The organism is Mycolicibacterium sp. TUM20985, from assembly GCF_030295745.1.
GTDB lineage: Bacteria > Actinomycetota > Actinomycetes > Mycobacteriales > Mycobacteriaceae > Mycobacterium.
This window is the reverse complement of record NZ_AP027291.1, coordinates 3,988,474-4,006,903: the sequence shown is the minus strand read 5'-3', so window position 1 is coordinate 4,006,903 and position 18,430 is coordinate 3,988,474. Positions and strand designations below refer to the sequence as shown.

The window sequence follows — 18,430 nt, the reverse complement described above, 5'->3', positions numbered from 1 at the left end:
GACACACCACTAGGTCGCTGGACTGGCCGTGTATCCCGTGTCGCTGCCGCAACGAGCACTCCTGACGTGCAGGCACTCTTTCGGTGAGGCCTCGGGCCATACTGATAGTGTCGCGATTGACCACTATCGTGCGGTGCGAGTGGGCTGCGGAAGGGAGCAGACGTGGCGTTCGTCATCAAGCGACCCGGCGGGCGTTGGGAACTGCGCGAATCATGGATGTCGCCGGCAGGCCCACGGGCCAGGACCCTTGCTTCGTTCCGGCTTCTGACGCAGGACGTCGCCGCGCGAGCGGTTGAGCGGTCCGAGAGTGAACTCAGCTCCGAAGCGGTGATGCAGATGGTGCGTGCCGCCGGGGCACCTGTCGCGGACTGCCGGGCCGAAGAAGTGGCCCGGGAACTCGTCGCCTTGCTATCCGCCGGCGCCGACATCCCCGGTGCTCTACAGCAGCAGTTAACGGCCAGCTTCGGAAGTGAAGTCCCGGTTCGCCGCGCCGAAGACGCTGCCGCCGATGCCGATTCAGAACCACCACCGGCGGGCACGCTCGCAGGCCGCGAGCGCATCGTCGCCTCGGCGATCGAATGTTTCCGCATGTCAGGTGTTCGACAGACCCGGATGTCGGACATTGCCGACCACGCAGGAATTGCACGACCAAACATCTATCGCCACTTCTCGAGTCGACGCGCACTGCTGTTGCAGGCGGTCGTCACTGAAACCCGATCGACCCACGCGCGACGGTTGGCCCAGCGACCCATCGTGGGTCCGGCCGCAGATCTGCTCACCGACGCCTTGATGCTCGGTCACGCCACCGCCGTGAACGACCACTTCATTCGCCTCCTCATCGAGGAGATCCCCAAGATCACCGCTGATCTGCTGATCAAGGAAACCGACATCCTGTCCGTCGAGCTCGAATACTGGGGGCTCGTGCTGCAGCACTGCCGGGACCGTGACGAGCTCCGTGACGACATCGACGATCGGTCGATCATGCGGTGGTTGTTGTTCATCCAGTTCAGTTGCCTCGAGCGCCGGGAGTTCTTCGATACCGTGGACGAACTGCGGTCATATCTAGGTTCGTTCGTCGTTCCCGGGCTATTGAAACATTATTGACACGACTCGTCTCAGTGATACATTATGGAGCCAGTGTCGCCATGATCGGCGTCACACCGATGTCGCCACATGCCGACGAACACAGCGGCACCAGGCCGGGCCAGTGGGAAGAAGGACTGAGATGACTCAATCACCAACGCTTACCGGTGCACGCGTCCTCGGCGGGGACAATCCATTCGACGTTGACCCGGCGACGGAGGCATTCGCGGTGCCGCCCGCCGGACTTGACGCGTGGCAGTTCAAAGCTGACGGCTGTGGGCGCCGACGTCGTGCGGTGGGTCCGGGTGTCGACCAAGGGCATGAACGGTCGTTCGCGCCGTCGTGGCCGGACAGACGGTTGCGCCGCTGTGCGGCCCGCACCTATAATGAGACGGTAAGGTTCAAAAGTAGCATCCGGTGCGCGCCGAGGTGGCGTGCGCGTGTCAGCAAGTAATTCGTACCAGGCGTGGGGGTTGTCCATGAACCATTCGGCGCGCGCCTCGGCGCAGGAACTACGGAGCAGTGTCCGTGACGTGACCAGTCAGTGGCGCGCGGCGGGGCGATTTGAACCGCGCAGCGATTCGTGGCTGCGCTCACCCGACGTCGAGTTCAGCAGGGAACTCGCAGCGCGGGGACTGATCGGAATGACCTGGCCCCAGGAGTACGGCGGCGGTGAGTTCTCCAACATCGATCGACTTGCGGTGACGGAAGAGCTCCTGCGGGCGGGCGCGCCCGTCGCAGCTCATTGGATCGCCGATCGCCAGATAGGTCCGGCGATACTGCGATGCGGTACGCCCGAACTGCGGCGTGAGATCCTCCCCGGAATCGTCAACGCCGAGAGCTTCTTCTGTCTTGGGATGAGCGAGCCCGAAGCCGGTTCCGACCTCGCCGCGGTCAAGACCGTAGCCACGGCGGTCGACGGAGGATGGCTATTGCGCGGCCACAAGGTCTGGACCACCGGCGCGCACTTCGCAACCCATGCCTACGTGCTCGCCCGGACGTCGCCTGGTGAGCGCAAACATCACGGGCTCAGTGAATTCATCATGGACATGAACTCCGACGGTGTCCTCGTCAGCCCCATCGTGGACATGGCCGGCGAGCATCACTTCAACGAACTGGTCCTCGACGACGTGTTCGTGCCGCATGGACGCCTGCTCGGCGAGGAGGGCAATGGCTGGCGGCAAGTCATCGAACAATTGTCGTTCGAGCGCGGGGGACCGGAACGCGTGTTGTCGACGTACCCCCTGTTCATCGAGATCCTCGCCAACAGCGATGTCGTGCGAGAACGCCACGGCCAAGAGGAGTTGGGACAGTTCGTCGCTCGACTGGCTGCGTTACGCTCGATGGCCTTCGAGGTCGCCGCCCAGCTGGATCGCGGAGTGGCACCGGTACAGGGGGCCGCAACGCTGAAGTACCTCGGAAACGCATTCGAGCGCGACGTCGTGGAGTACGGCCGCCGAGTCCTTGGCCCCGGCGGACCGGAATCGGCGTTCGGTCAGGCGTTGCTCGCGTCACCGGGATTCAGTCTCCGCGGCGGTGCGGCGGACGTCTTGCTGTCCATCATCGTGCGCCAGGAAGCCGCCCGAGACGCCGGGGTCAACCGGCCTGGATCGGTCATTGCGGGAACCGCTGTGCCGCAGCACGCCAACGAACTCGTCGACCTCGCGCAGTCCCTGGCTGAATTGCCCGAAGCCGAGCGTTGGCTCCAGATTCAAGAACTGGGTCTGGTCGGCGTCGGGGTGGATGAGGAACTTGGCGGTTCAGGAGGCAGTTTCGACGACCTGCTGACCCTGGTGTGTGAGTTCGGGCGACTCGGCGTCAGCAGTCCGCTGATCGAAGCGTCCGTCGCGCAGGCGGTGCTGGCCGGGTGCAATCAGGTCGGGTCGACCGCTTACGAGTCCGATTGTGCAACTGTCGCGTTCGGGTCGCAACGATCCGCGGACGCGGGTGTCCTCGTCGTGTCGGCTGTGCCCTATGCCGTGGTGGTTCCTCGGATACTTTTCATCGACGACGACGGCGATGTCCTCGTCGTCGAGCGCGCCGATGCCGTCGTCGAGTCGGGTCAGAACATCGCAGGCGAGCCACGCGACCGTGTCACGGTGTCTGACCCGGGTGCGCTGACACTGTGTGGGCGCGTCAATCCCGTGCAGGTGCGTGCCCGTCAGGCACTGCTGTGGTCGGCGGCACTGTGCGGCGCATTGGAGGGTGCGTATCAGTTGACTCGGCGCTACGTCCAGACTCGCGAACAGTTCGGTGCACCCCTGCTCAAGATTCCCGCCGTCGCAGCTCATCTGGCGACGATGAAGACGCACGTCCTGCTGGCGCGAACCGCTTTCGACCGCGCAGCAACGGTGTACCGCCGAACTGATGGTGTCAGCGCCGATGAACGATTGGCGGCTGCCGCGGTCGCTCGCATAGCCGGCTCGGCGGCGGCCGACGAGACGGCGCGGATCGCTCACCAGCTGCACGGAGCCATCGGAATCACCGCCGAGTACGGGCTGCACCCACTCACGCTGCGATTGTGGGCCTGGCGCGACACCGACCTGCCTGCCAGGGAGTGGTCGGCGTTGCTCGGTGACCGTGCCGCCTCGGGCGACGAGGATCTCATCTGGAACACGCTGACCGCCGGCGCGATCATGCCCGCTGCCGTGCCCGCTGCCTCGGTTTGACGGCGGTTTGCGAAACGTCGACCGCCTGCGGCGAACAGGCTCAGGACAATTCGGAGGAACCAGGACCACATGACGGAAACCGTGCGATTCGACGTTACCGATCACGTCGCGATCATCACCATCGACCGGCCGCACGTGCGCAACGCGATCGACCTGGCTACCGCACTTGGCGTCGCGGCGGCGCTGGACCAGGCCGAGGAGCGCCAGGACGTCCGCGCGATCGTGCTTACCGGCTCTGGCGGAACCTTCTGCGCTGGAATGGATCTCAAGGCGTTTTCGGCCACCCGTGAGCGGCCGATCTCGCCGACCCGGGGAGCGTTCGGCATCATCGAGTGCCCACCGAACAAGCCGATCGTCGCCGCCGTCGAGGGCAAGGCGCTCGGGGGAGGCTTCGAGATCGCCCTCGCCTGTGACGTGATCGTGGCGGCGCGTACCGCGGCTTTCGGGCTGCCCGAGGTCAAACGCGGCCTGGTGGCCGCAGCCGGCGGGATTCTGCGACTGCCGCAACGCATTCCGTTCAACATCGGAATGGAGATGATTCTCACCGGTGAGCCAATCACCGCAACCCGGGCGGCCGAGCTCGGACTCGTCAGTCTGATCGTCGAGCCTGATGCGGCTGCAGGAGCAGCCCTTGCGATGGCCCGGCAGATCGGACTGAATGCCCCGCTGGCCGTGCAGGGCGCCAAGAAGATCGCCAAGGCCGCGCGCAACTGGTCGGACTCCGAGGGATTCGAGCAGCAACGCCCCGTCGTCGATGGGATTCGGGAATCGAACGACGCCGCCGAAGGCGCACGCTCCTTCGTCGAGAAGCGCCCGCCGCAGTGGATGGGCAGTTGACCGTCGGCAGTGTGACGCCCTAGCTCGATTTCGAGACGACCGGTCGTCGTGAATCCGGCGCCTGCTGCTCGAAGAGCTGGTCGATCGCCGGCCCGACCAGCGAGTTCAGGTCGCAGCCCCGAACCAGTTGGTTGGCCGCGTGCAGACTCAGAAGACCGTGCACCAGTGCCCAGGCGATGTGAGCCTGGACGGCGGGCGTGCCGCGGGCCGCCCCCTGCTCAATGGCTTGCTCGTAGGCATCCAGCATCGGCTGCATCAGATCGAGACGGGCTCGCTCGAGGTCGGGATACTTCCGCGGATCCGGTTGGCGGAGTGAGAACATCAGACGATATTCCTCCGGATGCGCGATGACGAAGTCCACGAACTTCAACAGGATCGCTCGTATCCGGGCCAGGGGATTCTGCACCTCGACAGCCGGCTGCAGGATGCAATCCGAGAACTGTCGAATGAGATCGGCCCGCAGGTAGGCGAAGAGTTCTTCCTTCGAGGCGAAATAGCTGTACGGCTGGCCCTTGCTGACTCCGGCCTCGGTTGCGAGCTTCCGCAGCGTAACGGATTCGTAGCCGTGCTCCCGGAATAGCCGCAGGGCGGTCGCGCTCAGCCGACGACGCTCGGCGTCGACTTGAGCTTTGCTGAGTACGGGACGAGCCATCTTTGGAGCTCCCTTGGTTTATTGGACGACGACCAATAAAGTTATTTGGACAACGCTCATATTACTGATAGCAACATAGCGGAGGAGACCCCAATGGAGTGGCGAGTCCAACGAGTGCTGATCTGGTCCGGTCCACTGATGGTTGCGGTCTGGTTCGTGACGTTCGTCTTCGTCATGGAATTCTTCCCGCCGTCCAACCCTTCCGCGACAGCCCAGCAAATCGTCGACCTCTATGCCCATGGTGAGGTTCGCATCAAGATCGGCGCGGTGATCGTGATGGCGGCCTCTGCGCTGCTCGTGCCGTGGGCCGTCGCCATCTCCGGCCAACTGAAACGCATACGTCGCGCCAAGGCCCTGGGCGACACCCAAATGATTTCCTGCGGGGTGTTGTCGCTGGAGTTCATCACACCGATCGGCGTGTGGATGGCCGCAAGTTTTCGGTATGACAGCCGGGCCGCCGACGTCACCGAAGCCATGCATGATCTCGGGTGGATCCTTTTCGTCACGGTCATCTGGTCTGCCTGGGTACAGATGGTGGCCATCGCCGCGGCCATCCTGATCGACCGCAGGCCGACGCCCGTCCTCCCGCGTTGGATGGGCTACCTGAGCATCTGGGTGTCCATGCTGATCTTGCCCGCCGGCCTGGTCCTGTTCTTCAAGAGCGGCCCGTTCGCCTGGAACGGCATCGTCGGCATCTACATCCCACTCGCGGGATTCGCGATCTGGGTCGCCGCACTCACCGTAGCCATACACCGAAATCTCACCACTCAGATCGCCGAGGACGACGACTCGGTCGAGGTTCCAAAGTCATTGCAGCACAACTGACGTAGCGAGCCGACACGCTTGGCAAGCAACCGCCAAGCGTGTCGGTCCGCCAGGTTCCAGTGCGGCGCCCGACGACCTGTCCTACGAGACGGTGCGTCGTGCCGCGGCCGCCACGGTGGACTTCCAAACTCTCGACGCCGTGAACGGGGCAGACGGTCTCGCCGACGTCGAGTCTGGAGCCTTGATGGTCCGTGGTCTTCGTGAGTTGCTGGACTTGCAACGATCGTTACCGTAATCCTCCGCGCTGGGCTGGGCCGCGTCCCTCCTCGAGTCGTGGCACAGCGGCTTTCGCTGCGGTACCTTGGCTCAGTGGTCGCCAGTGCCAACGATCGTTCAGAGCACATCCTGCGTACTGCCATGCACCTGTTCCACGAGCGGGGCTTCGACGGCGTCGGGGTGGACCTGATCGGCCAGCGCGCCGGGATGTCCGGACCCGCGATTTACCGGTACTTCAGCGGCAAAGACGAGATCCTCCTCTCGCTGCTCGACGAGGCGGTCGACCGGGTGTTGATGTCCACCGGTGGCGAATTCGATGACCCTCGCGAGGAGCTCGAGCACCTCGTCCGGGGACATGTCCAACGCGTCTTGGACGAACGTGAGCTGATGGGCGTGTGGACGAAGGAGAGGAATTCGATCCCGAGTCCTTACCGGGCCCGGCTGCGGGCCCGGATCAACCGCTACATTCAGCGGTGGTTCGATTGCCTGCAGTTATGCCACCCCCAACAGGATGCCGACGTTCTACGCGCCGCAATTCACGCCACGCACGGACTCATCGACTCCGTCGCGCAGTGGCCACCCCAGGCGGTTCGCGTCGACGGGCTCAACGACATCCTGGTCAGGATGGCGCTGGCCGGACTCGGTTCGCTCAGCACCGATGTCCGTCCCGTCACTCCGGCACCCTAGTGGTGTGTCCTGCGATTAACTGATGGTTAATTGGTTATGATTTTCTCCATGAGACGACCCGTGCCTGCGTTGGAAGTGTCGGATGGCCAACGGGAGGTGCTGGAGTCGTTGGCTCGGTCGCAGTCGGGTGCGCATCGGGAGGTGGTGCGAGCCAAGGCCCTGTTGATGGCCGCTGACGGTATGGCCAACACGGCGATCGCTGCCTCATTGTCGGTGTCGCCGGCATCGGTGAAGAGTTGGCGTGAGCAGTTCGCCGTGCAGGGTTTGGTGAAGTTCGCTCAGGTGCGTAAGGGGCGTGGCCCCAAACCGTCGATCCCGCAATCGAAGATCGAGGAGATCGTCGATCTGACCTTGAACTACCGACCGGCGGGTGAGACCCATTGGAGCTGTCGAACGATGGCGGCAGCGACCGGGGTGTCGAAGTCGACGGTGCAGCTGGTGTGGCACGCGCGCGGGCTCAAGCCGCATCGGGTCGAGACGTTCAAGCTGTCCAACGATCCGCGCTTCGAGGAGAAACTGGTCGATGTCGTCGGGCTGTACATGAACCCGCCGGAGAAGGCGATCGTGTTGTGCGCCGACGAGAAGTCCTCGGTGCAGGCATTGGACCGCACTCAGGCGTCGCTGCCGATGGTCAAGGGGCGCGGTGAGACGATGACCCACGACTACAAGCGTCACGGCACCACAACCTTGTTCGCGGCACTGGACGTGTTGACCGGCAAGGTGATCGGGCAATGCCTGCCGCGGCACCGCCACCAGGAGTGGTTGACGTTCCTCAAGACCATCGACCGCGAGGTGCCCCAGGACCTGGCGGTCCACTTGATCGTGGACAACTACGCCACCCACAAACATCAAGACGTCATCAAGTGGCTGGACAACCATCCTCGGTTCCACCTGCATTTCACCCCGACGTCCTCATCGTGGTTGAACCTGGTGGAACGCTGGTTTCGTGAACTGACCGACAAAGCGTTGCGGCGCGGGGTATTCCATTCCGTCCCTGACCTCGTTGCCTCGATCCAGGAATACCTCGACTCACACAATGACGCCCCCCGACCCTACGTGTGGACAGCGACCGCAGAATCCATCCTCGCCAAGGTCGCCCGCGGGCGCATCGCCCTCGAAAAGGTCAGCTAAATCCAGGACACACCACTAGTTGGAGGCCAGCTTCCGCGCCTGCCTGGTCGGTGCGGCCGGGTGAGTGCGCTGGTGACCAGCACGGATCGTGGCGGGCCGAGGTCGACGACGGGGTCGTGGCACTGGCTGCCTCCCGCAATGGTCGGATCGCCGTCGTCGGCGCGGAGGGTTCGGTCACGCTGCTGTCGGCCGACGGTGCCGTCGAGCACATCGCGGCGGTGTCCCGCGGCGGCCTCGCCGTGGCGTGGTCACCGCACGCCGACCGGTTTGCGGTGGGCTCGGTCGACGGTGTCGACGTCCTCGACGGCAGCGGTGAGGTCATCGGCGGGCACCGCGGGGGGTGGTGCTCCGCGCTGGCGTGGAGCGTCGACGGGACGCGCCTCGCCGCGGGCGTGGGTCGCACGCTCGTCGTGCTCAATCCCGATGGCACGCAACGGTGGACGGCCCGCCGCGACAGCACGGTGACCGGCGTCGCCTGGGTCAAGAGTCGCGTCGCGACCGCCGCCTACGGTGGGGTCTTCCTGCACGACAGGTCGCCCGCCGTGGCCCCGGACGTCATGGCGTTCACCGGGTCGCTCCTGAGCCTGTCGATCAGCCCGAATCGGCGCTGGGCGGCCAGCGGAAACCAGGACGCCACCCTGCACGTCTGGGGAGTGGGGCGCCGCGGGGAAGAACTCTCCATGGCGGGCTACCCGAGTAAGATCAGCGCGCTGGAATTCTCGCCGGACTCCAGCCTGCTCGCGTCCGGGGGTGCGCCGGACGTCACCGTCTGGGACTTCACCGCAGCCGGCCCGCGCGGGAGCACGCCCCGGATATTGGAAGGCCACCAGCAGGTCGTGACGGCCGTGGCGTGGTCCCCCGACGGCGACCTGTTAGCCGGATCAGGAGCGGACGGCCGGGTGGCTGTCTGGCGGCCGCCACGCGCGGTCCCGGGTAGTCCGGCGGCGGCGGTGGACCTGATGTTCCGGGATTCACCGGCGACCGCCGTCGGGTGGGACCGCGCAGGCCGGCTGCTGGCCGGTTGGGCGGACTCCACCGTCGTTGCGCACGTCGTCGGCGGGGCCTGAGGCCTTGGCGACACCGATGGCGACATCGGCGCCTGCGCCGGTCATCTCCGGCCGCGGACTCACCGTCACCTACGGCCAACGATGTGCGCTCCACCCGCTCGACCTCGACATCGCGGCGGGGGAATCCGTCGCGGTCGTCGGCCGAAATGGTAGCGGCAAGTCGTCGCTGTTGCGGGCCATCTGCGGGCTGGAACCCGCTGCGCGCGGAGAGGTCATTCTGCATGCCGAAGGTTGTCATCACCGACGAACGATCGTCGAAATCGCCTATGTTCCGCAGCGTTCCGCCGCGAGGTGGGATCTGCCCTTCGCCGTGGGTGACGTGGTGGCCGCCGGTCGGCGCCGCGTGTGGTGGCGCCGACCCGGCCGCGCCGACCGAGCGGCGGTCGACGAGGCACTGGGAGCAGTCGGCCTCGGCGAGCTCGCCAGCCGGTCGGTCGCCGAACTGTCCGGCGGTCAGGCACAACGGGTCTTGCTCGCCCGTGCGCTGATTCAACGGCCCGACGTGATGATCATGGACGAGCCGTTCGCCGGGCTGGACCTCGCGACGGTCGACGCGGTGGTCGCCCTGTTGGCGCGGTTGGTCGACGGCGGCACGTCGGTCTGTTGCGCGTTGCACGAACTCGACATCGCCCGGTCGGCATTCACCAGGGCGGTTGCCCTGGCCGACGGCAGGGTGGTTGCCGACGGCGTCACTGACGCGGTGCTCGACGCCGCCGGTGTTGAACGCATCTTCACCCTGCGGGCAGCAACGGCATGACCGGCTGGTGGTCGTGGGCGATCGAGCCGTTCAGCTACGAGTTCATGCAACGGGCCCTGCTGGCGACGCTGGCCGTGTGCGTGGCGGCGCCGATGTGCGGAATCTGGGCGCTGTCGCGACGGCTGGTCTACTTGACCGACGCGATGAGTCACGGCATCCTGGCCGGGGTGGCGGGCGCGTCGATCGTCGGTGGCAGTCTGCTGGTGGGCGGATTGTTCGCTGCGGTGACGATGGCCTTGTGCGTGTCGCTGCTGGTGGTTCGCGCCCGGGTGCCCGAGGACGGCGCGATCGGGGTGGTCGGCCAGGGGCTCTTCGCCCTCGGCGTCGTCGGGATCTCGCTGCAGAGCGATCCAAAGGCGCTGTCGCACATCCTGTTCGGCAACCCGCTCACCGTCAATGGAACTGACGTAGTCATCGACGTCGCGCTAGCCGTCGTGGTGGTGCTGGTACTCACTGCGCTGCGGCCGGTGCTGTTGGCGACGACGTTCGACCCGGTGCACGCCCGGACGGTCGGGATGCGGGTCGGACTGATCGACGCGACGCTGCTGGTGACCCTGTCGCTGACGATGGTCACCGGTTTGGTGACCGTCGGCGTGCTGATGGCGGTGACGTTGGTGATTGCGCCTGCGGTGACGGCGCGCCTGCTCGGCCGTTCGCTGGACTCGATGATGGTCATTGCCGTCGCGTCCGGCGTGGTGTCCGGGGTCGCCGGATTGCTGATCAGCTATCACGCGGGCTTGCCGACCGGTCCGATGGTCGCGTTGGCGGCAGTGGGGCAGGTGGCTATCGCTGCGGTTTGGACGCGACCGTTCGGCGCCGTCCGCCGCACCCTGCTGCGTGACCGTGGCGGGCACCACGCCAGTCCCGTCAACACCGCATGATGGCGTGTGTCGCGTTGACATGCGCCACCGTGCATGAAACAGTGGCGCGTAAGTGAAAACCATTTCCGTTTAGACTGCGATCTTTGGCGCAGCTCGATCATCAACCCCGGGAGCAGGATTGAAGACCGCCATCCCCGATCCCCCGGTGGTGGATGCCGTCGGCCACCAAGTGCCTCCGCCCATGCACGTGTTGTCGAGCGCCGGTGATCTGCTGCGCGCCCTCTCGGCTCCGGTACGGATCGCCATCGTCGTGCAGCTGTGCGAGTCCTCGCGGTGCGTCCACGAATTGGTTGGAGCTTTGGACCTACCTCAGCCGTTGGTCAGCCAACATCTACGGATCCTGAAGTCAGCGGGTGTGGTGGCCGGTGAGCGGGTGGGGCGTGAAGTGCGTTACCGCTTGGTCGACCAGCACCTCGCAGACATCGTCATCGCTGCGGTCACGCATGTTTCGGAGGGCAGGTGAACGACGCCGCGGCCGATGTCCGCCCACCGACCGTCCCCGGCGTGCGCGCGACCCGGCAGGGTGCCGCCGTGTGGGATCTGCTGGAGAACCTCGAGGAATTCCGCTCGGCGCAGGACCTGCACGACGAACTGCGCCGCCGCGGTCAGGGCATCGGCCTGACCACGGTCTATCGACGACTGCAGTCGATGGCGGCCTCCGGTCTGGTCGACACGCTGCGAACCGAGAGCGGTGAGTCGGTCTATCGACGGTGCTCGCAGCAACACCATCACCATTTGGTCTGCCGACACTGCGGCGCGACGGTCGAAGTACAGGGCGCGAAAGTCGAGGCGTGGGCCGCCGAAGTCGCCCGCGAGCACGGCTTCTCCGAGGTCAGCCACACTATCGAGATCTTCGGGGTCTGTGCTGACTGCGCCAGCGCGGACTAGAGAGCACCGAGAGGGCGTCGCCTAGGTCCTTCAGCCGAAGGGCAACGACCTCATCGCCCGGGTCCAGGACGGTGAGTGGGCGCTGCTGTGAGCTGACGGCGGCGGGCCACCAGATCGCCCCACAGCTCTTGGGCGGCTGCGTGATGTGGGAATGGTTCGGCCGTGCCGCTGGCCAGCGCGACGAGTGCTCGGGCGAGGCTGCCCAATCCGATGCCGGTTGCGTGCACGGAGTGCGCGATCTCCGCGAACGCCTCGCCTTCGGTGCACTGGCGAAGCCCGACCAGGACGCCGACCGCAACGTCGATGGGCCTGCGGGACGCAGGTTGTGAGTGTTGGGTGAAGTCGAGGATCGGAGCTCCTTCGAGGTCAGTGCGTATGTGCGGCGATCTCCCACGCGGGTAGCGGATCTGGGTAGTCGAGCCAATCGTGTTCGCCTGCTGCGTATTCCGTGTCGGTGAGCAATGCCGAGTGGAGCAGCCGTTCAACCTCGGCACGGTCGAGCCGGAGGCCGATGAACACGATCTCCTGGCCGCGCTCCAGCTCCGTCGTCGACCAGTATTGGGCCGGCTCGAACACCAGGTTCGGTCCGGCTTGCGACCAGATCGCGACGATGTCGGGTCGACTGGCGATCCAGCAGAAACCCTTGCTGCGCAACAGACCTCGCACCACGTCGAGGACATCGGCGAGGCGCTGCGGATGGAACGGACGGTCCGCCCGAAAGGTCAGACTGCTGATTCCGTACTCCTCGGTTTCGGGAGTGTGGCCCTCGGCGATCTCCTCATCCCAGCCGGGCGTCTGTTCGGCGACGAGCGGATCGAACAAACCGGTGTCGAGAACCTCGGCGAGATCGATCTCGCCTCGCACCGTGCGGAGCAGCTTCGCCCTCGGATTGAGCCGCCGCAGCATCGTCTCCACCGTGCCCAGGGCCTGCTCACCGACCAGGTCGGTCTTGTTGAGCAACAACACGTCGGCGAACTCGACCTGGTCGACCAGCAGGTCGGCGATGCTGCGGGCGTCACCGTCGGCGGCCGCCAGGTCGCGATCGGTCAACGCGTCGCCCCGGGCCAGTTCGGGCAGGAAGGTGGATGCGTCCACCAGGGTCACCATGGTGTCGATGGAGGCGACGTCGCCCAGGCTGGAACCGTCGTCGAACTCCCAACCGAACGTCGCGGCGACCGGCATCGGCTCGGAGATCCCGGTCGATTCGATGACCAGATGATCGAAGCGGCCCTGGCGGGCCAGCCGACCTACCGCCTCGACGAGGTCTTCCCGCAGCGTGCAGCAGATGCACCCGTTGGTCAGCTCTACGAGTTTCTTCTCGGTTCGATCGAGGTGCCCCTGGCCGGCGATCAGGGCGGCGTCGATGTTCACCTCGCTCATGTCGTTGACGATGACCGCCACCCGGCGTCCCGCCCGGTTGGCCAGGATGTGGTTGAGCAGCGTGGTCTTTCCTGCCCCGAGAAATCCGGACAGGACGGTGACGGGCAGTTTCGCGGTCACCGTTGCCCGTAGCGCCGGCGGAACTTCTCCACCTGTCCCGCCGAGTCGAGCACTCGGTTGGTTCCGGTCCAAAAGGGGTGCGAATCCGACGTCACGTCCACCACGATCAGCGGGTACGTCGCGACGCCGTCCGCAGTTTCCCACTCGATGGTGCGCGAACTGGTGATCGTCGATCGGGTCAGGAAGGCCTTGCCCGTGTTGGCGTCTTGGAATACGACGGGGTGGTAGGGGGGATGGATACCTGGTTTCATCGGTCCTCTTCTCCGTGGCGGTTGGGTCGCGCGGTGACGTCGTCGAGTTCGTCGGGCAGGTCGTCGCAGGGGTCGGCATGCCACTCGCCGAACGGATCGGGGTAAGACGCCCAGTCGTCCGGCCGGCACAGTTCGTCATCGGTCAGCAGAGCGCCGCGCAGGGCGCTGTCGATGTCGGCCGGTTGCGCGCCGCAGACCAGCACCGCCAGAGAGATGTGCCGGTCACCGAACCGGTCATCCCAACCCATCGCGGCCAATGCCCGTCGCTCGGGGTCGGCGTAGGCCAACTCGTTGGGACCCATTGCCGCCAGCCAGGTTCCGGCATGTTCGACGAGGACGCCGCCGCCAGCTGACTCGATCGCCATGACGTCGTCGAGCCGGTTGGCCACGAACGCCCGGCCCCGGGTGCGAACGACACCGTCGAGCAGTGCGTCGATGGCGGCGTGCAGGCGTTGCGGGTGGAATGGCCGCCGCGCGGTGAACTCCACCAGGGTGACCTCCCCGGCGGGATCCAGCGGTGGTTGCCCGCTGAGCAGGGGTTCGTGTGGATCGCGTTGCCGTCCGCGGCGGGTGTTCGCATCGAGGTGGCCCAGCGCCTGCTCCACCCGGTCGGTTCCGACGGTGACCCGGGCCAATGGTGCCAGCCGCCGCAGGACCGCCAGTGTGGTGGATTCGGGATGGTTCAACACCAACAGATCGGCGAACTCTGCCTGGCCCACGACGACTTGGGCGACGGTCCGGCCGTCGTCGATCTCGTCGCTGCCGACCGCCCGGGGAAGCCAGTTGTCGGCGTCGATCGAGGTGACCACCGCGTCGATGCGGACGTCCCGCGCGGCTGGACCGTCGACGTAGCCGGGCCCGACGTGGACATGAACCTCGGTGATGGCGACACAGATGGGTTCGGGTTCCAGCCACGGTGCCAGCAGGACGACGATGCGGGCTACGTCGTCGCGACGGTGCAACCTGCGCAGCAGTATCAACAGGTCGTTGCGGGTCGTGCAGCAGACACAGCCATTGGACAGTTCCAGCGGCAACTCGCTGGTGTGCAATTCGCCATTGCGCATGATGCTGACCCAGCGCCGCACGACCTGTCCGTCGTATTCGTGACCGACGACCAGCGTGCCGGGGGTGTCCATCAGGGCGCCCGACACGCGGTCGCTGTCACCCTGACCGGCGACGAGGACTACTGGTGTACGCATTGCCCGCCTTCTATTGAGAACGATTTTCATCTAGCCGTCGGTTACGTTACCGTTCCTCGAGGCGCCTGTCGAAAACGATTGTCATTACTAACAACGCAGAGGAGGCCACGTGTCCGCGCACTGTCAAGTGACCGGGCGTTCGCCCGGTTTCGGTAACTCGGTGTCGCATTCGCACCGACGCAGCCGCCGTCGATGGAACCCCAACATCCAACGCAAGACCTATTTTCTGCCGTCTCAGGGCAGACGGGTCACGCTGCGGGTCAGCACCAAGGGCATCAAGGTGATCGACCGCGACGGCATCGAGGCCGTGGTCGCCCGGCTGCGTGCGGTGGGGCAGAAGATCTGATGGCCAGCACCGACATTCGACCCGTGGTGAAACTGAAGTCCACCGCCGGCACCGGCTACACCTACGTCACCCGCAAGAACCGGCGCAACGATCCCGACCGGATCGTGCTCAAGAAGTACGACCCGATCGTCCGCCGGCACGTCGACTTCCGCGAGGAGCGCTGAGATGGCCAAGAAATCCAAGATCGTGAAGAACGACCAACGCCGCATCATCGTGGCCCGCTACGCCGAACGCCGGACTGACCTCAAGGAGGTCATCCGGCGCCCGTCCAGCACGGCCGACGAACGCAATGCGGCACAGACGGCGTTGCAACGGCTGCCACGGGACGCCAGCCCGGTACGGCTGCGCAATCGCGACGCCGTCGACGGACGCCCCCGCGGCCACCTGCGCAAGTTCGGGCTATCCCGCATCCGGGTCCGCGACATGGCCCACAACGGCGAATTACCCGGCATTCGCAAGGCGAGCTGGTAACCGCGATGCCAGGACGAAGCAAGCCGACCAGACGAACTCCCGCCGCCGATCCGCTGAAGAAGAAGGCCAACCCGTTCAAGAAGCTCGGCATCGAGACCGTCGACTACAAGGACACCGCGCTGCTGCGGACGTTCATCTCCGAGCGCGGCAAGATCAGATCCCGGCGCGTCACCGGGCTGACCGTTCAGCAGCAGCGCACGGTGAAGATGGCGGTCAAGAACGCCCGCGAGATGGCGCTTCTGCCATTTGGCGGCCCCTGAACGATCGACGTTAGTAGCCGTAGGGGTGCTTGGGCGCCTCGACGGGCATCAGGGTCGTCACCGTCAGCGTCGGGATGGCCAATCCCGATGGCGCCTGCGGTTCGGGAACCACCACGCCCTCGACCCGAAACCAGGTCTCTTCGGGATAGCGGTCGGCTTCGGCGGCGGCTGGCCCCCGCATGTGCAGACGCGCGAGCCGCGCGTCGGCCGCGCAGCAGATGATCACCACCTTGCCCAGATCGATGCCGTCGCCTTCCTTGAGGGTGAAGCCGGTCACGGTGATCAACCGGCCGTCCAGAGTATTGGCAGAGTCCAGGTCTGCGCGCGAAACCACCTCGGCCAGAGGGAGTTCGGGTGCCCGTCCGGCCGGCAGTTCAGGAAAGGGGCGATACAGGACCTCGCGCGAAACTTCGGTGACCGTCGGCGCGGCGGCCCGCCCGCTCAGTGCTGGCGGGATCACGAAGGCCAGCAGCGCGATGGGCAGCACAAGCAACCACACCACCGCGACCCGGTGCGCGTGCCCGACGTCATCGTGGTGATCGGCATCGTCGTCGCGGCGTCCTTGGGCCCGGACGTCTCGAACGATCGCGCACAGCGCCAGGGTGACGAGTAGGACGGCGGTCACGACCAGCCAGGGCATCAACGACGGCTTCACATAGCGGGTGTACGTGCCCGTCCACACGATCATGGCCGTGCACAAGCCGATCAGCAGCAGTAGTACGTTCTCGGTTTCCCGGCTCACCGCGCACCTCCCAGGAACGCGAGGCCGACCACGGTGGCGACCACGGTGGCGACGACGAAAGTGGTCGGGGCGAATCGCGTGGCGAATGCCCTGCCGAACATGCCTGCCTGCATGGCGAAGAGTTTGACGTCCACGGCCGGTCCCACGACCAGAAACACCAGTCGCGGCAGCAACGGCAGCATGGTCAGGCTCGCCGCCACGAAGGCGTCGGCCTCCGAGCACAGCGCCAAGACGAACGCGAGGAGTGCCATGGTGAGGATGCCGAGCAGCATTTGGCCGGCGAGGTGCTCGTAGACCGCCGGCGGCACCAGCACGTGCAGTGCGGCCGCGGTGGCGGCGCCGAGCACGAGGTACGACGCCGCCTGCAGGAAGTCGTGGCGCGCCGCTTCGGTGAACACGGTCCACTTCGACCCGTCGTCGTGGTGCGCTCGGGGTAACTTGCGGGTGATCCATTCGGCGCGACCCCACCGTGACCACACCGCACCCATGATGACCGCGGTGAGCAGGGACGCCGTGAACCGCGCCCCGATCATGGCCGGCTCACCGGGAAAGGCCACCGCTGTCGACACCAGAACCACCGGATTGATGGCAGGCGCGGCGAGCATGAAGGTCAGCGCGGCCGCACCCTGTCGGCTGCCCGCGGAGCCGTCAGCATCTCCAAACAGCCTGCGGGCCACCGGAACTGCCCCGCACTCGCACCCCGGCAACGCCGCACCCCCGACCCCGGCGGTGAGGATCGCCACACCGGTTCGGCGGGGCAGCCAGCGCGCCAGACGGTCGGGAGACACGTACGCGGCGATCAACCCGCTGATCACCACACCGAGAGCCAGGAACGGCAGCGCTTGGACGAATACCCCGCAGAACACGGTGGCAGCGGTCGCCACGTCCGGGTTGCCGACGACGAAGCCGCGCACGGTGCCACCAAGAACTGCCAGCACCAGCAGGCCGGCGACCAATATCTCCATCGACCCCACCCGTCGCTGGCGGGTCTGCTTGGCAACCGTCACAGGCTCACTCTGCCAGCTAGGACCGCCATGACGCATTGGCCGCTACGGGAGTGTCACAAACATTTACGCACGGTTTCAAGCTGCTGAAGGTCCTGTCGAACCCGCGATGATCTTCCTCGGCGCCCAATGCGCAAGGACGCGCTCAGGGCGTCGCTGCAGGTGGCTGCGTGGCGTCGGCGACTCGCGTGGCGACGTAGTCGATCCAATCCTTCTTGGCGTATGCGGCCCACCTCGTCGCGGTGATGATGTCGATGGCGAGCAGGTCAGCGAGGACCGCGGCAGGTAGCTCTGCGGCCAGCCCGATGAGCGCAGTATTTCTCCCACCACGGATGGTGAGACCAATGCGTTTGAGCCGCTTGCCGAACCCCGCGGCATCGACAGGTCGATCAGGTGTCCGGCCCGGAAAGAGCAACCTGTCGGGTGCGCTCGTCTCTGGGAACGTCGAGCGGCGTGTCGACCGCGGCAGTTGCGCCACGAGGTCACCAAGTCGTCGGGGCAGCAACAGCTCATGATCCTTCAGAACCAGAAACGTATCGCCGCTCTTGGCATGGAGTTGATTTTGCCGTAGCTCGAGCACCTTCATCGTCGGAATGCCATACAGCAGTATGAGTGCGCCGGCGGCGCGTAAGTCGACGTCGATGCCGTCGTCATGCAGGCAACGGTGCAGTTGCTCGAGATGAGTTGCCTCGTCGATGAATACCGATGGTGTGCCTGGTATTTCGGCCGGTGCGGATACCCCCGTGGTGATGCGGCGCTGTGTTGTCCAGCGCAGAAACGGGCGGATTTCTCGATGTCGCCAATTGCCGTTGGCCAGCCAGGTGTCCACGTCGCCCTGATCGAGAGCAGAGAAGGGGCGGCCCCGACTGTCGAGCCAGGCCAGGAATTCGAGCGCAACTAACGCGGCGGCGAATACGGGCGGCACCGGCCTTGCCGAACGGACGCCGCTGACGGCGGGCACGGT

General features: G+C 65.8%; 23 protein-coding genes. 15 read left to right on the top strand and 8 right to left on the bottom strand.

From position 1 onward, the window contains the following. The first annotated feature begins 162 nt into the window (after positions 1-162). The 3 genes from QUE68_RS19630 to QUE68_RS19615 all read left to right on the top strand — a co-directional run bounded on the left by QUE68_RS19630 (position 163) and on the right by QUE68_RS19615 (position 4,589). Positions 163-1,104 (top strand): TetR/AcrR family transcriptional regulator, encoded by a 942-nt coding sequence (locus QUE68_RS19630; protein ID WP_284235577.1) that lies wholly within the window; start codon positions 163-165, stop codon positions 1,102-1,104. A 512-nt stretch (positions 1,105-1,616) separates the two neighbouring features. Continuing rightward, complete coding sequence (locus tag QUE68_RS29515) at positions 1,617-3,752, top strand: acyl-CoA dehydrogenase family protein (RefSeq protein WP_353507012.1); 2,136 nt, start codon at positions 1,617-1,619, stop codon at positions 3,750-3,752. A gap of 69 nt (positions 3,753-3,821) precedes the next feature. Beyond that, on the top strand, positions 3,822-4,589 hold the full coding sequence (locus tag QUE68_RS19615; RefSeq protein ID WP_284235578.1) for a crotonase/enoyl-CoA hydratase family protein: 768 nt from the start codon (positions 3,822-3,824) through the stop codon (positions 4,587-4,589). Positions 4,590-4,608: 19 nt separating this feature from the next. On the opposite strand, the gene QUE68_RS19610 is transcribed toward QUE68_RS19615, so the two are convergent. After that, entirely contained in the window at positions 4,609-5,241 is a 633-nt protein-coding gene (locus QUE68_RS19610; protein WP_284235579.1) for a TetR/AcrR family transcriptional regulator, read from the bottom strand. Between the two features lie 93 nt (positions 5,242-5,334). Here QUE68_RS19610 and QUE68_RS19605 point away from each other — a divergent pair, with 93 nt between their 5' ends. The 8 genes from QUE68_RS19605 (at position 5,335) to QUE68_RS19570 (ending at position 11,693) form a co-directional block, all read left to right on the top strand. Further along, on the top strand, positions 5,335-6,066 hold the full coding sequence (locus QUE68_RS19605) for a hypothetical protein (RefSeq protein WP_284235580.1): 732 nt from the start codon (positions 5,335-5,337) through the stop codon (positions 6,064-6,066). Positions 6,067-6,375: 309 nt separating this feature from the next. Further along, positions 6,376-6,969 (top strand): TetR/AcrR family transcriptional regulator, encoded by a 594-nt coding sequence (locus QUE68_RS19600; protein WP_284235581.1) that lies wholly within the window; start codon positions 6,376-6,378, stop codon positions 6,967-6,969. A 48-nt stretch (positions 6,970-7,017) separates the two neighbouring features. Beyond that, positions 7,018-8,100 carry an IS630 family transposase gene (locus QUE68_RS19595; RefSeq protein ID WP_284235576.1) on the top strand — a complete coding sequence of 361 codons (1,083 nt, stop codon included), beginning with the start codon at positions 7,018-7,020 and terminating at the stop codon, positions 8,098-8,100. A gap of 116 nt (positions 8,101-8,216) precedes the next feature. Further along, on the top strand, positions 8,217-9,167 hold the full coding sequence (locus QUE68_RS19590; protein ID WP_284235582.1) for a WD40 repeat domain-containing protein: 951 nt from the start codon (positions 8,217-8,219) through the stop codon (positions 9,165-9,167). A gap of 16 nt (positions 9,168-9,183) precedes the next feature. Beyond that, on the top strand, positions 9,184-9,924 hold the full coding sequence (locus QUE68_RS19585) for a metal ABC transporter ATP-binding protein (protein WP_284235583.1): 741 nt from the start codon (positions 9,184-9,186) through the stop codon (positions 9,922-9,924). Then, entirely contained in the window at positions 9,921-10,805 is an 885-nt protein-coding gene (locus QUE68_RS19580; protein ID WP_284235584.1) for a metal ABC transporter permease, read from the top strand. Before QUE68_RS19585 ends, QUE68_RS19580 begins: the two co-directional genes overlap by 4 nt. Positions 10,806-10,986: 181 nt before the next feature. Then, on the top strand, positions 10,987-11,268 hold the full coding sequence (locus QUE68_RS19575) for an ArsR/SmtB family transcription factor (protein WP_284230641.1): 282 nt from the start codon (positions 10,987-10,989) through the stop codon (positions 11,266-11,268). Beyond that, on the top strand, positions 11,265-11,693 hold the full coding sequence (locus tag QUE68_RS19570) for a Fur family transcriptional regulator (protein WP_284224563.1): 429 nt from the start codon (positions 11,265-11,267) through the stop codon (positions 11,691-11,693). The genes QUE68_RS19575 and QUE68_RS19570 overlap by 4 nt, the downstream gene beginning before the upstream one ends. 50 nt (positions 11,694-11,743) lie before the next feature. On the opposite strand, the gene QUE68_RS19565 is transcribed toward QUE68_RS19570, so the two are convergent. Genes QUE68_RS19565 through mrf form a run of 4 tightly spaced genes read right to left on the bottom strand, consistent with a single transcriptional unit; the run spans position 11,744 to position 14,643 of the window. Continuing rightward, complete coding sequence (locus tag QUE68_RS19565) at positions 11,744-12,178, bottom strand: ANTAR domain-containing protein (protein ID WP_349816915.1); 435 nt, start codon at positions 12,176-12,178, stop codon at positions 11,744-11,746. Beyond that, positions 12,060-13,193, bottom strand: a complete 1,134-nt coding sequence (locus tag QUE68_RS19560) for a GTP-binding protein (RefSeq protein ID WP_284235585.1) — start codon at positions 13,191-13,193, stop codon at positions 12,060-12,062. The genes QUE68_RS19565 and QUE68_RS19560 overlap by 119 nt, the downstream gene beginning before the upstream one ends. Next, complete coding sequence (locus tag QUE68_RS19555; protein WP_284235586.1) at positions 13,190-13,444, bottom strand: type B 50S ribosomal protein L31; 255 nt, start codon at positions 13,442-13,444, stop codon at positions 13,190-13,192. Before QUE68_RS19555 ends, QUE68_RS19560 begins: the two co-directional genes overlap by 4 nt. After that, positions 13,441-14,643: a ribosome hibernation factor-recruiting GTPase MRF gene (gene mrf / locus QUE68_RS19550; protein WP_284235588.1), complete on the bottom strand. Its 1,203-nt coding sequence runs from the start codon at positions 14,641-14,643 to the stop codon at positions 13,441-13,443. Before mrf ends, QUE68_RS19555 begins: the two co-directional genes overlap by 4 nt. Positions 14,644-14,752: 109 nt before the next feature. Between mrf and rpmB the strand changes: the two genes are divergently transcribed. Genes rpmB through rpsR form a run of 4 tightly spaced genes read left to right on the top strand, consistent with a single transcriptional unit; the run spans position 14,753 to position 15,720 of the window. Beyond that, positions 14,753-14,989 (top strand): 50S ribosomal protein L28, encoded by a 237-nt coding sequence (gene rpmB / locus QUE68_RS19545; RefSeq protein WP_284235589.1) that lies wholly within the window; start codon positions 14,753-14,755, stop codon positions 14,987-14,989. Beyond that, the gene (rpmG, locus tag QUE68_RS19540) at positions 14,989-15,153 is read left to right on the top strand and encodes a 50S ribosomal protein L33 (protein WP_284224569.1); all 165 of its coding nucleotides are present in this window, start codon (positions 14,989-14,991) and stop codon (positions 15,151-15,153) included. The genes rpmB and rpmG overlap by 1 nt, the downstream gene beginning before the upstream one ends. 1 nt (position 15,154) lies before the next feature. Then, the gene (rpsN, locus tag QUE68_RS19535) at positions 15,155-15,460 is read left to right on the top strand and encodes a 30S ribosomal protein S14 (protein WP_284235590.1); all 306 of its coding nucleotides are present in this window, start codon (positions 15,155-15,157) and stop codon (positions 15,458-15,460) included. A gap of 5 nt (positions 15,461-15,465) precedes the next feature. Further along, on the top strand, positions 15,466-15,720 hold the full coding sequence (gene rpsR / locus QUE68_RS19530) for a 30S ribosomal protein S18 (RefSeq protein WP_284235591.1): 255 nt from the start codon (positions 15,466-15,468) through the stop codon (positions 15,718-15,720). A gap of 10 nt (positions 15,721-15,730) precedes the next feature. On the opposite strand, the gene QUE68_RS19525 is transcribed toward rpsR, so the two are convergent. The 3 genes from QUE68_RS19525 to QUE68_RS19515 all read right to left on the bottom strand — a co-directional run bounded on the left by QUE68_RS19525 (position 15,731) and on the right by QUE68_RS19515 (position 18,427). Beyond that, complete coding sequence (locus QUE68_RS19525) at positions 15,731-16,462, bottom strand: TIGR03943 family putative permease subunit (RefSeq protein WP_284235592.1); 732 nt, start codon at positions 16,460-16,462, stop codon at positions 15,731-15,733. Then, positions 16,459-17,427 carry a permease gene (locus tag QUE68_RS19520; RefSeq protein WP_284236192.1) on the bottom strand — a complete coding sequence of 323 codons (969 nt, stop codon included), beginning with the start codon at positions 17,425-17,427 and terminating at the stop codon, positions 16,459-16,461. The genes QUE68_RS19525 and QUE68_RS19520 overlap by 4 nt, the downstream gene beginning before the upstream one ends. Before the next feature lie 184 nt (positions 17,428-17,611). Next, positions 17,612-18,427: a hypothetical protein gene (locus QUE68_RS19515; RefSeq protein WP_284235593.1), complete on the bottom strand. Its 816-nt coding sequence runs from the start codon at positions 18,425-18,427 to the stop codon at positions 17,612-17,614. Positions 18,428-18,430 lie beyond the last annotated feature (3 nt).